The organism is Streptomyces sp. NPDC046727 (genome assembly GCF_040645635.1).
GTDB lineage: Bacteria > Actinomycetota > Actinomycetes > Streptomycetales > Streptomycetaceae > Streptomyces.
The window spans coordinates 113,950-127,758 of sequence record NZ_JBEYYR010000014.1; the positions used below are offsets into that span (position 1 = coordinate 113,950).

At 70.5% G+C, this 13,809-nt stretch carries 12 protein-coding genes and 1 pseudogene; 8 read left to right on the plus strand and 5 right to left on the minus strand.

Translation table 11 applies throughout. The features are described 5' to 3' along the window. The first annotated feature begins 4 nt into the window (after positions 1–4). From ABZ937_RS19570 to ABZ937_RS19600, 7 genes are all read left to right on the plus strand, one after another. On the plus strand, positions 5–316 hold the full coding sequence (locus ABZ937_RS19570) for a cupin domain-containing protein (protein ID WP_361693391.1): 312 nt from the start codon (positions 5–7) through the stop codon (positions 314–316). 48 nt (positions 317–364) lie between these two features. Next, positions 365–2,089, plus strand: coding sequence for an MFS transporter (locus ABZ937_RS19575; RefSeq protein WP_361693393.1), 1,725 nt, complete (start codon positions 365–367; stop codon positions 2,087–2,089). 301 nt (positions 2,090–2,390) lie between these two features. Next, positions 2,391–2,528 (plus strand): hypothetical protein, encoded by a 138-nt coding sequence (locus ABZ937_RS19580; RefSeq protein WP_361693395.1) that lies wholly within the window; start codon positions 2,391–2,393, stop codon positions 2,526–2,528. 2 nt (positions 2,529–2,530) lie between these two features. Next, the gene (locus tag ABZ937_RS19585; protein ID WP_361693397.1) at positions 2,531–4,795 is read left to right on the plus strand and encodes a TOMM precursor leader peptide-binding protein; all 2,265 of its coding nucleotides are present in this window, start codon (positions 2,531–2,533) and stop codon (positions 4,793–4,795) included. 59 nt (positions 4,796–4,854) lie between these two features. Then, positions 4,855–6,312, plus strand: coding sequence for a SagB family peptide dehydrogenase (locus tag ABZ937_RS19590; protein ID WP_361693399.1), 1,458 nt, complete (start codon positions 4,855–4,857; stop codon positions 6,310–6,312). Positions 6,313–6,402: 90 nt separating this feature from the next. Then, positions 6,403–7,614 (plus strand): histidine kinase, encoded by a 1,212-nt coding sequence (locus ABZ937_RS19595; protein ID WP_361693401.1) that lies wholly within the window; start codon positions 6,403–6,405, stop codon positions 7,612–7,614. 90 nt (positions 7,615–7,704) lie between these two features. Continuing rightward, entirely contained in the window at positions 7,705–8,181 is a 477-nt protein-coding gene (locus ABZ937_RS19600) for a hypothetical protein (RefSeq protein WP_361693539.1), read from the plus strand. A 29-nt stretch (positions 8,182–8,210) separates the two neighbouring features. Here ABZ937_RS19600 and ABZ937_RS19605 read toward each other — a convergent pair. The 5 genes and pseudogenes from ABZ937_RS19605 to ABZ937_RS19625 all read right to left on the minus strand — a co-directional run. Beyond that, positions 8,211–9,096, minus strand: a pseudogene (locus tag ABZ937_RS19605) (IS5 family transposase); the annotation flags it as partial. A 103-nt stretch (positions 9,097–9,199) separates the two neighbouring features. Continuing rightward, on the minus strand, positions 9,200–9,805 hold the full coding sequence (locus ABZ937_RS19610; RefSeq protein WP_361693403.1) for a response regulator transcription factor: 606 nt from the start codon (positions 9,803–9,805) through the stop codon (positions 9,200–9,202). 44 nt (positions 9,806–9,849) lie between these two features. Then, on the minus strand, positions 9,850–10,962 hold the full coding sequence (locus ABZ937_RS19615; RefSeq protein WP_361693405.1) for an acyl-CoA dehydrogenase family protein: 1,113 nt from the start codon (positions 10,960–10,962) through the stop codon (positions 9,850–9,852). A 36-nt stretch (positions 10,963–10,998) separates the two neighbouring features. Continuing rightward, on the minus strand, positions 10,999–12,114 hold the full coding sequence (locus ABZ937_RS19620) for a winged helix DNA-binding domain-containing protein (protein ID WP_361693407.1): 1,116 nt from the start codon (positions 12,112–12,114) through the stop codon (positions 10,999–11,001). 2 nt (positions 12,115–12,116) lie between these two features. Next, positions 12,117–13,130 (minus strand): NADP-dependent oxidoreductase, encoded by a 1,014-nt coding sequence (locus ABZ937_RS19625; protein ID WP_361693409.1) that lies wholly within the window; start codon positions 13,128–13,130, stop codon positions 12,117–12,119. A 188-nt stretch (positions 13,131–13,318) separates the two neighbouring features. Between ABZ937_RS19625 and ABZ937_RS19630 the strand changes: the two genes are divergently transcribed. Continuing rightward, positions 13,319–13,801 carry a nuclear transport factor 2 family protein gene (locus tag ABZ937_RS19630; RefSeq protein ID WP_361693411.1) on the plus strand — a complete coding sequence of 161 codons (483 nt, stop codon included), beginning with the start codon at positions 13,319–13,321 and terminating at the stop codon, positions 13,799–13,801. Positions 13,802–13,809 lie beyond the last annotated feature (8 nt).

Below are 13,809 nucleotides of genomic sequence, written 5' to 3' on the forward strand. Positions count from 1 at the left end.
TCTCGTGAGGTTCGCCAACGGCGACACCTACCGGTTCGCCGCCTACTGGGACTGCCTTCCGGGCGGACCCTGCCGCGGCAACCACTATCACCTCGACAAGACCGAGGTGATGTTCGTGATCTCCGGTGAACTGAGGGCCGCATATTACGACCTCGACACCGGCCAGCGCGTCGACACCGTGCTGGTCGCCGGGGACCTGGTCACCGTTCACCCGCGCCTTGTGCACAGCTACATGGCGCTCAGCCCCACCCAGGTGGTGGAGGTGGCCTCACATCCCTATTCGCCGAGCGACACGCATCCCTACGTGCTGCTCTGACACCGCCGACCCCCGCCGTACACACACCCCCCATAGAAGGAGAAGCTCGTGACCGCTCTGGAAGCAACTTCGTCGGGAGAGCAGAAGGGAGAGCTCAATCCCAAGCGCTGGATCGCGCTGACGGTGATCCTCGTAGCCGCGTTCATGGACATGCTCGACAGCACGATCCTGAACGTGGCCATCCCCTCCATCCGCACCGATCTCGACGCCGGCTACGCGGAGATCCAGTGGGTCACCGCCGGCTACCAGCTCGCCTTCGCCCTCCTGCTGATCCTCGGCGGTCGGCTCGGCGACATCTACGGCCGCAAGCGGATCTTCCAGATCGGCGTGGCGGGCTTCACCCTCGCCTCGCTCGCCGCCGCCCTGTCCGTCGACCCGGGCATGCTGATCGTGGCCCGGCTGGCCCAGGGCGGCTTCGCCTCGATCATGGTGCCGCAGGTCCTGGCCATCATCCACGTCAGCTTCCCGCCCGAGGAGCGCGCCAAGGCGTTCGGCATGTTCGGCACGGTCGCCGGCCTCGCCGCGCTCACCGGGCTGAGCCTCGGCGGCCTGCTCGTCGAGTGGAACCTGTTCGACCTGGAATGGCGGCTGGTGTTCCTGATCAACGTCCCGGTCGGCCTGTTCGGTCTGATCGTGGGACAGACCAGCATCAGCGAGTCCAGGGCGCCGGTGGCGCTCCGGCTGGACATCATCGGCGCGATCCTCGCCGCGGTCACCCTGTTCCTGCTCGTCTTCCCGCTCATCCAGGGCCGCGAGCTGGGCTGGCCGGCCTGGGGCTTCGTCCTGCTGGCGCTGACGCCGGTGGCGGTGTTCGTCTTCCTACGGCAGCAGCAGGCCCGTACCCGCAAGGACGGCTCGCCGCTGGTCGCGCTCAACCTGTTCCGGCTGCGCAGCTTCTCCTCCGCGCTCGGCGTGCAGCTGGCGTTCAACATCGGCGTGGGCGTGTTCTTCCTGTCCTGGAGCCTGTACATGCAGGTCGGCCTGGGCTGGACCCCGATCCATGCCGGTCTGACCAGCCTGCCGTTCTGCATCACCACCTTCATCACCTCGGCGCTGTCGTACGCCGTGCTCGCCGCCAAGATGGGGCGCAAGCTGCTGCAGCTCGGCGCGGTGCTGGTGCTGCTGGGCCTCGGCTCCTACATCTGGGTGGTCGAGCACTACGGCAGCGGCGTCACCACCTGGCAGATGGCGCTCCCGCTGGCGTTCTTCGGGCTCGGCTTCGGCATGGTGATGTCCCCGATCCCGGACATGGCCACCAGCGAGGCCCCGATGAAGGACGCGGGCTCGGCCTCCGGCCTGGTCAACACCAACCAGCAGCTCGGGTTCGCCATCGGCACGGCCCTGGTCAGCGTCATCTTCTTCGGCGCCCTGGGCGGCAACGCGTCCGACAACGCCCGGGACACGGCGTCGCAGCTGCGCAAGGACCTGTCCGCCGTGTCGGTCACGGGGCAGAGCGCGGACCGGATCGTGGACTACTTCGTGCAGTGCACGAGCGACCAGGCCAAGGAGAAGGACTGGACGGTCCAGGCGCCGAGCTGCGCCAAGGTCCCGTCCGAGCTGAGCAGCAACCAGAAGGCCGCGGCGGTCTACGCCGACGCGGGCAAGCACACCAACGCGCTGACGTTCGCCGACACCTTCGCCCACTCGTTGCGCTGGTTCATCGGCGGCATGGTCCTCACCCTCGTGCTGACGTTCCTGCTGCCCCGCAAGAACGCGGCGCACGGCGAGAACCAGGCCGGCGCGGAGTGGAAGGCCGCGGCGGAGACCTCCTGAACGGTCGCGAACCGCAGCAAGAGCCGGGCCGCGGCCCGCGGGGCAGCACAATCCCGTGGGCCGTGGCCCGCACGGCCATCGGCGCACAGCGGGTGAAGCCTGCTGAACCCGTCATCCAGCGATCATGAATTCGTCACCCCGTCCGGTGAATGCGGCACTACCCCGGCCTTTGTCCTCTCGGCGAGACTCCTGGTCAGACGCCGACGCCACGGATTCACCAACCGGCAGGACGACGGCGCCCCGCACGGTCACACCGACCGCGTCGCCCGATGCGGTTCACTGACGACAGAAGGGGAAAGTCATGGCCGCACAGCAGGTGTCCGAGGACCTGTTCATCGAGGAGTACAACCCGGCCGGCCCGTGGACCGCGCCGACCGATTCCTTCGTGTGCTGGGCGGAGGCGGCGGAGCCCGCCACCACGGACCGCGCCGGGGCCTGACGGTGATCCGGTCGGCTTCGGAGCAGCTCCGCCTGGGCTTCAAGGAGCACCTGACGGTCCAGATCGTCCCCGGGGAAGCCGTCTACCTGGTGTCCGGGCGACGCGTCACCACCTTGCACGGTGAGGAGATCTGCCACCTCGCGGGACTCCTGGACGGAGTCAGGTCGCGCGACGCCATCCTTGAGGAGGCGGCCGGCCGGCTGCCGGTCGAGCGAACGCTGCGGCTGCTCGACCGTCTCTCCGAAGCCGACCTGCTGGCCGAACTGCCCGCGCGGCAGGCCGACAACGCCGCGGAGCGCGCGTACTGGGACGCCGCCGGTCTCGGTGGCGCCGCCGTCCGCTCCGCGGCCACCGTGCACACCCTGGCGGTGGGGGGTGTCGGCCCCGAGGCACTGCGCGCCGCCGTCGTGGCGGCCGGTCTGCGCACCGGGCCGGCGGCCGACGCCGAGCTGGTCATGGTGGCCTGCGACGACTACCTCGATCCCCGGCTGCGTGAACTCGACCAGGAGTACCGGGAGACCGGACGCTGCTGGCTGCCGATCCAGCTCCACGGCACCGAGACCTGGATCGGCCCGTTCCTCGGCGTGCCGGACGGCCCGTGCTGGTCCTGCCTGGCCGAACGGCTGTGGCGCAGCCGCCCGGTCGAGTACCGCCTCCAGCAGGGGCTGGGCCGCTCCGGCCCGCTGCCCCGCCGCCCCTGCGCGGTGCCGGCGAGCCTGCTCGCCGGGCTCCATCTGGCGGTGCTGGAGGCGGTCAAGTGGCTGGCCGGGCACCGTCACCCGGGCCAGGAGGCACTGTGGACCCTGAACGGGTTGCTGCTGACGGGCAGTCATCATCCGGTACGGCGGCGTCCGCAGTGCCCCGACTGCGGTGACCCCGGTCTGGTGGCCGCCCAGGTCGAGGCACCCGTGGTGCTGACATCCCGGCCCAAGGCGGACAGCGACGGCGGCGGGCACCGGGCGCTGTGTCCGGAGGAGATGCTCCGGCGCTACGGCCACCACGTGGACCCGCTCACCGGTCTGATCCGGGAGATCCGCCGCGACCCGCGCGGCCCGGCCTTCCTCAACGTGTTCCACGCCGGGCACAACCTGGCCCTGGCCCACCAGGACCCGCGCTGCTGGCGCACCGGACTGCGTGCCACCAGCGCGGGCAAGGGCAGCACCCCGCTGCGGGCGCGGGTGAGCGCGCTGGCCGAGGCGCTGGAGCGGCACTGCGGCCACCTCCAGGGCGACGAGCCGATGCTGCGCGCCAGCTGCCGTTCGCTCGGCGGGCAGGCCGTCCACCCCGACACCGTCCAGCTCTTCGCCGCCGAGCAGTTCACCGACCGCGGGCGCTGGAACGCCGAGCACGGCTCGTTCCAGCAGGTCTGCGAACCCTTCGACGAGGACCGGGAGATCGAGTGGACCCCGGTGTGGTCGCTCACCGCGCAGCGGCGCCGGCTGCTGCCCACGGCACTCCTCTACTTCGGCGCCTCCCACCTCGCGGGCCGTCCGTACTGCCTCGCCACCTCCAACGGCGTGGCCGCGGGCGCCAGTCTCGAGGACGCGGTGCTCCAGGGGTTCCTGGAACTGGTCGAGCGGGACGCCGTAGCCCTGTGGTGGTACAACCGGCTGCGCCGGCCCGGGGTTGACCTCGGCTCCTTCGAGGATCCCTGGATCGCCGAACTGCGTACGGTGCACACCTCCCTCCACCGTGAGGTGTGGGCCCTCGACCTCACCGCCGATCTCGGCATCCCCACGGTCGTCGCGCTGTCGCGCCGTACGGACAAGGCCGAGGAGGACATCACCCTCGGCTTCGGCGCCCACTTCGATCCCCGGATCGCGCTGCACCGCGCCCTCACGGAACTGAACCAGATGCTCCCGTATGTCGTGGAGGCGGGTGGCGACGGCAGCGGTTACGGGACCGGCGATGCCGAGGTGCTGCGCTGGATGCGCACCGCCCGGGCCGCCGAACTCCCTTATCTGCTGCCCGATCCGGACCGTCCCGCGACGGCCCCGGACACCCATCCGTACCGGGCCCATGCCGATCTGCGGGAGGACGTCGCCCTGGCGGAGCAGATCGTCCGCCGGGCCGGACTGGAACTGCTCGTGCTCGACCAGACCCGTCCCGACGTCGGGCTGCCGGTGGCCCGCGTCATCGTCCCCGGGCTCCGCCCCCACTGGGCCCGGTTCGCCCCCGGCCGTCTCTACGACGTTCCGGTGCGCATGGGCGACCTGACCGAACCGACCCGCTACGAGCACCTCAACCCGGTCCCGCTGTTCCTGTGACCGTTCCTGTGACCCCCCTGCGATTGCCCCTCTGATCATCCCCCCACCTTGGATTAACCGTGCACCTTGACAGTCTCGCCCCCGAATTGGTCAATCTCTGGTCCCTGCGGCAGGACGTCGTTGTTGATCTGGGCACCGATCACCAGGACACCATCCTGCTGGAGACGCCCTGGGAGGATCTCCGGATCAAGGAGCCCAGCGCCGGTCTGCGCGAGGCCCTGCGCCGGATGCTGCTCGGGCCGGTGGCCATCCGCAACATCCTGGCCTCGCCGTCCGGCGCGCCCGGCCGCGCCGAGGAGCTGCTGGACGAACTCCGGCCGTTCCAGCACCTGATCGTGCGCACCCTCGCCATCGGCGCGGTGCCGCTGCTCTCGGTGGTCCCGGTCTCGGCGCGGGCCCGGCTCACCAGGCTGAAGCCGCTGCTGGGCCGGATCTGCAGACTCTCGCGTTTCGCCGTGATCCGTTACGGCCCGGGCGGCCTGTACATAGAGTCCTCTCTCGTCGACCACAAGGTGGACCTGCACCACCCCGGCGTCATGGGGATGCTGGGCCGTATCGACGGCACGGCGGACGACTTCGACGCGCCCCACACCCCTGTGGTGGAGGCGGTCCGGGCGTATCTGGTCGCCGCCGGGGTCCTGGTGGTCGCGGACGAGGCGGCCGAGCCCTCCTTCGCGGAGGACCGCGATCCGGCACTGACGGGCTGGTCCCCGGACGAGCTGCTGGTGCACTCCGGCAGCCGGCGCGAGCGCCCCGGCCGGCCGCGCGGAGCCGCCTTCGCCCAGGTCGGCCGGATGCCCCCGCCGCCGGTGGTCAAGCCGCCGGCCCCGGCGGACCCGGCCCGCCCCGCGCACCGGATCGCGCTCGCCCGGCCCGACCTCGACCGGCTGGCGGCCACCGACCCGCCCCTCACCTCGGTCCTGGAACCCGGCACCGGGCCGGTCATCGGGGACGGCGAGCTGACGCTCGACCGGCTCGGCACGCTGCTGTACCGGGCGGCCCGGATCCGCGCCCTGCTGCCGCCGGCCGGCTTCGATCCGGTCGACTACCCGACGAGCGAGCGCCCGTACCCCAGTGTCGACGACAGTTACGCGCTGGAGGTGTACGTCCTGGCCGACGAGGAGGCCACCTGCCTGCCCACGGGCGCCTACCACTACGACCCGCTCGACCACTGCCTGGAGCGGATGACCGGCGACCCCGGCGCCGCGGCCGGCCTGGCGAGCGCGGCGCGGTGCGAGGGCCCGGAGCCGACCGCGGCGGAGTCCGTGCTGGTCGCCATCTCCGCCCGCTTTCCGCGCGCCGCGTACAAGTTCAGCGGTACGGCCTACAGCAACATCCTCAAGGACGTGGGAGCGCTCCAGCAGACAATGGCGCTGGTGGCGCGGGCCATGGGACTGCGGACCCGGATCCTGCCCGTCGCCGACGCGGACGCCTTCCAGCGGGCCGTCGGCCTGGACTGGAAGGTGGAGGCGAGTGTAGGAGACATGGTGATCTCGTGTCCAAAACGCGGGAGTTGAGGGAATTGAGGGGCTGTCACAAGGCTGGTATCGTGCGCCTTCACCAGCTGGGACTCGCGTCGGGGGAGCGGTCGAGACGGCATGGAATCTATGGAACCCAATGTCCTACCGGCCGGCGAGACAGAGGAAACGGCCGAGCAACTCGCACCCAGGATCGCCGCGGCGATCACCACGGTCATCCTTCTGGCCTTCGGCTTCGTGGCGGTCACCTATCTGCTGGCCGCCAACCATCCACCGGGCCTGCTGGCCGAGGCGCTGGGGCTGCTCGCGGTAGTGCTGGCGCTGCAGTTCTGTATCTCGTTCCCGCGGCTGCTGCCCAGGCTGGCCCCTCGGCTGGGGGCGCGGCTGGGCCGTCATGCGTGGGTCCTGCTGCTCCTTCAGGTGCTGCTGAGCTATGTGCCCTTCGTGCAGTTCGGGCAGGCCTGGCTGCCGTTGCCCGGACTGCTGGCGGGATCGGCGCTGCTGGTGCTGCGCGATCCGCGACAGGGCTGGGTGGCGTTCGGTGTCGTCATCCTGAGCACGGACATGCTGCAGTTCGGCATCGGGCTCGGCTGGCGGGACGTTTCCTACACCACCGTGTCCACCATCCTGACGGGGCTCGTCGTCTTCGCGTTGTCCCGGCTCACCGACCTGGTCTCCGAGGTGCACCGGTCCCGTGCCGAGCTGGCCCAGTTCGCGGTCACCCAGGAGCGGTTGCGGTTCGCCCGGGATCTGCACGACCTGCTCGGCTACAGCCTGTCGACGATCACCCTCAAGTGTGAACTCGCCTACCGGTTGACACCGACGGCCGCCGACCAGGCCCGGCAGGAGATCTCCGAGGTCCTCGACATCTCCCGGCAGGCGCTCGCCGACGTCCGCGCCGTCGCCCACGGCTACCGGAAGATGTCCCTGCGCACCGAGGTGTGCGACGCCCAGGCCATGCTCGCGGTGCTCGGTGTGCAGGCGAAGGTCAACGTGGCGTACGAGACGCTGCCGACCGAGGTGGACACCGTACTGGCCACCGTGTTCCGCGAGGGGCTGACCAACATCCTGCGCCACAGCGAGGTCAGGCGGTGCGAGATCGAGACCGGGTGCCGGGGCGACGCGGTCTGGTTCCGGCTGGCCAACGACGGCGTGGTCCGCACCGTGCCGGCTCAGCGCTCGTCGCGCGAGGGCGGCAGCGGCATCGACAACCTGACCTTCCGCGTCAAACGCCTCGGCGGTCACCTCACGGTCGGCCATGCCGGCAACGGCTGGTTCGAACTCCGCCTGGAGATCCCGCTGGACGGCGTCGGGGCGACACCGGCGACCGTACGCTCCTGATGTCCTGGGCCGTGTCTGACAAATGATCAGGACGATCGTGCGTCTCACCCTGTGACCTGGGGTTCGGTCGCTCGTGAGAGGCTCACCCGCGTGATCAATCAAGACGATGGCCCGCGTCGTGCACTGCTCCTCGGAGATTCTCTGGAGCCAGCAGAGCTCGCGCGTGCTCACCATGAGGCGCTTCTTGTCCTGCGGTCCAGCATCGAGACGGCACACATCGATGCCTATAGCGACGCTGCATGGCCGCAAGAGGTGGTGTCCTTCTACGAACGTGCACTGTCCATGGGCCGGGACGCGGTAGTCCGTGGAGCGCGCTCTGTCAAGGACGATCCCGGAATGGGGATCGACGTCGATGTTCACGATGACCCGCAGTTCGAGGTTCTATTGGCCTTGGCGCCTCACACGATCCACGCCGAAGGCTGGCGTGAGGGCCAGCTGGTCTTCAGCGCCAGCGACACGGGGACCGCTCTGTGGGTCGCCGTCACACAGCAACAGGAGGTGGAGCTCATGTCGCGGCTCGCGGCGCATGGAATCCCGCCCACTGCCTTCGTGGTTGATCCCAAGTAGCCCACACTCCGTCGCCAGGACGGCAGGACGCGGAGCCACAGGATGAGCGAGGCCAGGTGCAGCCCAGCCCGGTAGCGGGCGGCGAGCTTGTCGAAGCGGGTCGCAATGGCGCGGAACTGCTTGAGGCGATTGAAGCAGCGCTCGACTACGTTGCGATCCTTGTACCCCTGCTGGTCGATGGCCGGAGGGCGGCCGCCATGCGAGCCTCGCCAACGCCGGTTGGCGCCTGGTCGGCCCGCTCGGGGATCGTGGCGGCGACGCCGTGCCGCCTGCACCAGGCGCGGATCGCCCGGGACGAATACGGCCTTATCCGCCAAGACCCGTTCGGGGCGGATGCGGGGCCGTCCACGCCCGACTCGGGGGACTCGGATAGCGTTCATGACCGTCTCGAACATGTGGGAGTCGTTGACGTTGCCGGGTGTGAGCACGATTGACAGTGGCAGGCCGCGGCCGTCGGCCGAAAGGTGCACCTTGGTCGTCAGTCCTCCCCGGGACCGGCCGAGGGCCTGCCGAGCCGCCGAGCGTTCCGGATCCTCCAGTTTGTCCCTGTCGGGGTCCCCTTTCTGCGGGCGCCGGCGGCGTGCTGGTGGGCGCGATTGATGGTGGAGTCCACCGAGACCGCCCACTCGACCCGGCTCACCGCGGCGTCGTGGACCTGGACGTGCTCCAGCAGCCTGGCCCAGGTCCCGTCGACTCCCAGCGGGCGAACCGTTCGTAGACCGTCTGTCAGGGCCCATAACGCTCGGGCAGGTCACGCCACGGAGCACCTGTCCGCAGCCGCCACAGCACCCCGTTGACCACCTGCCGGTGATCCCGCCACGGCCGACCCCGACCATCCAAGCCTGGCAGCAGCGGTTCGATCCGCTCCCACGCCACATCCGTCAACTCGCCTCGCCCTGCCACAAGATCAATCATCAGACGCGTCCCAGACCCTGTCGTTCGGATCAGGCCGGCCGTGAGGTGCGGCGCCGGGATGATCCGAACTTCAGGGCCTGGACGGGGTGCTCCCCGAGGCGGGTCACAGCCAGCCTGATTCGCGGGCGATCCTGATGGCGTCCACGCGGTTGCGGGCGCCCAGTTTGGTGACCGCGGTGGTCAGATAGTTGCGTACCGTGCCGGTGGCGAGGTGGAGTTTCCTGGCTATCTGGGCGGCCTCCTCGCCCTGGGCCGCCAGCCGCAGGACCTCGACCTCGCGGGAGGTGAGCGTGCCGGGCTCGGTCTCCAGCGCGGCGAGGGCGAGTGTCGCGTCGAACGCGCGCTCGCCCTTGGCGATGGCCCGGATCGCGGCGGTCAGGCGCTCCGGCTCGGCGTCCTTGGGCAGGAAGCCGTGGGCGTGGGCCGCCACCGCCCGGCGCAGGTGGCCGGGCTGCCCGAGGCCGGTGAGGATCAGCGTCCGGCACTCGGGGAGCGTGGTGTACAGCGCGGACGCCACGGTGATCCCGTCCGTGCCCGGCAGGTCGATGTCCAGCACCGCCACGTCGGGGCGGCACGCCTGGGCGCGCGCCACGACGTCCGAGCCGTTCGACAGCTCCGCGACAACCTCTATGTCCTCTTCAAGGCTCAGCAGGGAGACAAGTGCCCTGCGCAGCATATGGAGATCCTCAGCCAGCAAGACTCTGATCACGCGGTCATTCAAGCATCGGAATCTGGCCGTGTACGTAACTTTCGTCAGATGGCTTGTTCGATAAGTGCCGCACTGTAGTTCGCCGCGGCCCGGGTGATGTCGTAGCGCAGTGCCACATGACTGGTGGCCGTGGTGACATCACGCCAGAAGCGTTGCAGGTCACCCGAGTCGCTCAGGCCGGCGGTGCCGGCCACGCGCACCAGCGCCGTCACGGCCTCGGCCGCCTGTTCGCCGGCGAATGAGGCATTCCGCTGATTGCGTGCCAAAAAGTTTGGCGTGAAAGCGCGGCTGTCGATCACGGCGGCGTTCTGCTCGACCAGATGGCGCGCCGAGTCGATCCGCGCCGCGGCCCGGACCAGATCGATCTGGACCGCGTCGGTCATCCGCTTGCCCTTCAGCACGCGGACGGCCGCCGCCAGCGCGCCCTCCGCGGCGCCCACGGCGGGGGCGGCGAAGGTCGTGGCCCCGATCGCCTGGAAGGGGATGTTGTGACCCGGCAGCCGGGACCAGCTGTTGGCGCCGCTCTCCATCTCGCCGCGGGCGAAGGACAGATGGGCCGGCACGAAGACGTCGTCGACCACCACGGTGTGGCTGCCGGTGGCCCGCATACCGACGCAGTCCCAGGACTCCACCACGCCGAAGGTGCCCTTGGGCAGGGCGAAGAAGCGCGGTTTGGCGTCCTCCTCGGGCACGTTCGCGCACAGCAGCACCCAGTCCGCGAAGTCCACACCGCTGATGTACTGCCAGCGGCCGGAGAGCCGGTAGCCGTTCTCGGCCCGCTCGGCCGTGCCCGTCGGCACCAGGCCGGTGGCGATGAGGGCGTCGGCACCGGAGCCCCACAGCTTCTCGTGCCCCTGCTCGGGCAGATGCGCGGCATAGCGGGAGGACGCGGCCAGCAGCGCGACGCACCAACCGGTGGCGGCGCAGGACGCCGACACCCGCAGGACGCCCTGCACGAGGTCGGCGACCGTCCCCTCGGTGCCGCCCCAGCGCGCGGAGACGAAGTGCCGGGCGAATCCGCTCGCGCGCAGGGCGGTGACGACGTCCGGGGACAGACGCCCGGCGGTGTCGGCGGCCGCGGCGCGCTCGGCCGCGAGGCCGGCGAGCTCGTCGGCCGCCGCCGACAGTTCGCGGGCGGAGAGGGCGGCGACAGTCATGGCAATGACCTCCTCAGGTGGTGGACGCGCGGGGTGTCAGCCGACCGGCTCGAACCGGATGTCGTGGCGCTCGGCGGGGGACGCGGCGAAGCTCAGCAGCCGCTCCCCCTCCTCGGTCAGTTCGACGACGTCCCGGCGCGCCAGGGGAGCGAAGGGCTGGACGACCAGGGTGGCGGCCTCCTTGACGCGGTCGATCCGCCAGAGGCCCCGTACGAAGCCGTCGATCAGGAAGGTGGAGCGGATGATGCCGTTGTTGGTGAAGACCCGGGCGCGGTACTCCGGCGCCATGATCCGTTCCCGGTCGGCGTGCGAGAGCAGGATGTTGTCGAACTCCGGCAGGTACCGGGCGGGCAACTCCTCGGCCGCGTCCGGGAGCTGCGTCCCGGCGAGGTCGTACAGCACGGTCCCGGTCTCGTCCCGGTAGGTGCGCAGCGCCGGCCCGAGCCGGGTGAACGCGTCCCGCAGCCGGGTCAGACCGGACCACTTCTGCATGTCCTTGACGCTCGCCGGACCGAACGCGGCCAGGTAGCGCCGTACGTAGGTGTCGATGGAGGCGTCCGGGTCGAGCGGGCGGCCCAGCCAGCGCTCGGCGGTGGTGTGGGCGGCCTGCCCGCTGTGGCCCCAGAGCCCGCGCGGCGGGACCTGGACCAGCGGTACCAGGTTGCGCACGGTCTGGGCCAGCGCGTTGGCGTCGTAGCCCGCCCAGCGCTCCGCCATGAGCGCACCCAGCTCGGCGAAGGTGAGCGTGCGCTCCTCGGCCAGCTCGGTGCCCAGCTTGGCGATCTCCTCGGTGTCCAGGCCCGCGACCTGCCGGCCGAACTGCCCCTTGACCGTGCGGGCCAGCATCTCGGCCAGGAGCGGACGCAGGGCGAGGCAGTCGTCGTCGGTGACGAGGTGGATGGTGGAGCGCATCAGGGCGATGCGCACCACCTTCCGCTCACGGACCAGGACCGCCAGGTCCTCGACCGCGAAGTCCGTGAGCCGTGTCCACAAGCCGATGTAGGGCGGGTTGGGGGCCTGGGCCTGCAGGCCGGCCAGGTGGGCGATGGCCTGTGCGGGCGACAGCGCGGACCGCTGGGCGAGCAACTGGCGGTGGATCAGTGCGCGGTTGAGCGCCCGTGTGCTCAGGACCGGGCCTCCGGTGGTACTCATGCTCAGGACAACCTCACCAGCGCGGTGCCGGAGAGCCGGCCGTTCAGCAGGTCGATCATGGCCTGCGGCAGCGCGGCGACTCCGCCCTCCACCACCGTGTGCGGGAAGGTGATCCGGCCCTCGGCGAGCCACGTGCCGAACTGCGCGTTCCAGTCCTCGATCTGCTGCGGTGTGTGCAGGGTGGCGAAGCCCTGGAAGGACAGCTCGCGCGGAATGAGGCTCTGCAGGTCCAGACGGGGGCGGGCGTCCTCGCCGTGCTGCGCGGCCAGCGAGCCGCAGAGCGCGAACCGGGCGCCGGGGGCGGCCGCCTGGACCGCCGCCTCGAACTGCTCGCCGCCGACGTTGTCGAAGAAGACCGTGATCCCGTCGGGGGCCAGCTCGCGCAGCCGGTCCACGACCGGGCCGTCGTGGTAGTCGAACGCGGCGTCGTACCCGGCCTCCTGGAGCAGGAAGTCGATCTTCTTCCGGGAGCCGGTGCTGCCGATGACCTTCGCCGCGCCGAGCGCCTTGGCTATGTGGGCGGCGAGGCAGCCGACGCCGGAGGTGGCGCCGGAGACGAACACCACGTCACCCTCGCGCACCTGGGCGATCTCCGCCAGCCCGCGCCAGGCCGTGGGCCCGTTGGAGAGGAAGTACTCGCTCCCGGGCAGCTGACCGGGGTCCCGCTTGAAGAACTGACCGGCGTACCCCAGGGCGTAGTCGCGCCAGCCGCTGAAGTGCTCGACCAGGTCGCCCACGGCGAGATCGGGGCTCGCGGACTTCACCACGGTGCCGACCGTGCGGCCCCACATGGCCTGGCCGAGCTGGAAGACGGGGATCGGGATGTCCAGCGCGGACTGCATCTGGTCGCGGTAGACCGTGCCGAGCGACATCCACTCGTTGCGGACCACCACCTGACCCGGCTCCGGCTCGGCCAGCTCGGTCACGGCGACCTCGAAGTGGTCGAGGGAGAGCTCGCCGTCCGGATAGGAGACGAGCCGTACCTCATGGCTCTTCGTCGGCGTCCCGTCGGGCATGTCGTCAGCTCCTTGTGCGAGGGATCGGTGCCTGTGCTGTGCCGAGGGTGGGAGATCGCTCTCGAAGGGAGGTCGCGCCCGGCTGGAGCTCTCGCCGCCGGCGTTTCACCCACACTCCAGCCACTCTGGATCGCAAGGGTGCACGGTGCCGTTCCCGCGAACCACCGGACCGTCGAAAGGGGTGCACCGTGTCGCAGACGCTGCAGCACTCGGAGCAGCATACTGAGCAGAACTCGGACCTGTCGTCCGAGATCGCCGCCTTCTACGCCCACCAGATGCCGCTGCTGGAGGAGCGCGACTTCGAGGCCTTCGCGCAGACCTTCACGGAGGACTGCGTCTTCGGCTACCAGGGCGGGTGGCAGCTGCAGAGCCGCGGGGCGCTGCTGGAGGGCATGCGCGGCAACATCCCCCGCTACGGGACCAGCACCATCCGGCACTGGTTCGAGAACCGCCGCGCCGATCCGCAGCCGGACGGCTCGATACGGGTCACCGCCGCCTGTCTGGTCAGCGTCACCGACGAGGACGGTGCCGTGACCTTCGAACCGAGCTGTGTCGTCACCGACGAGCTGGTGCGCACCGAGGAGGGACTGCGCGCCAGGTCCCGGATCATCCGCCACGACGTGCCCGATCCCGGCCGCTACTACGCCCGGCTCATGGCACAGCACGGCTGACCCGAGCC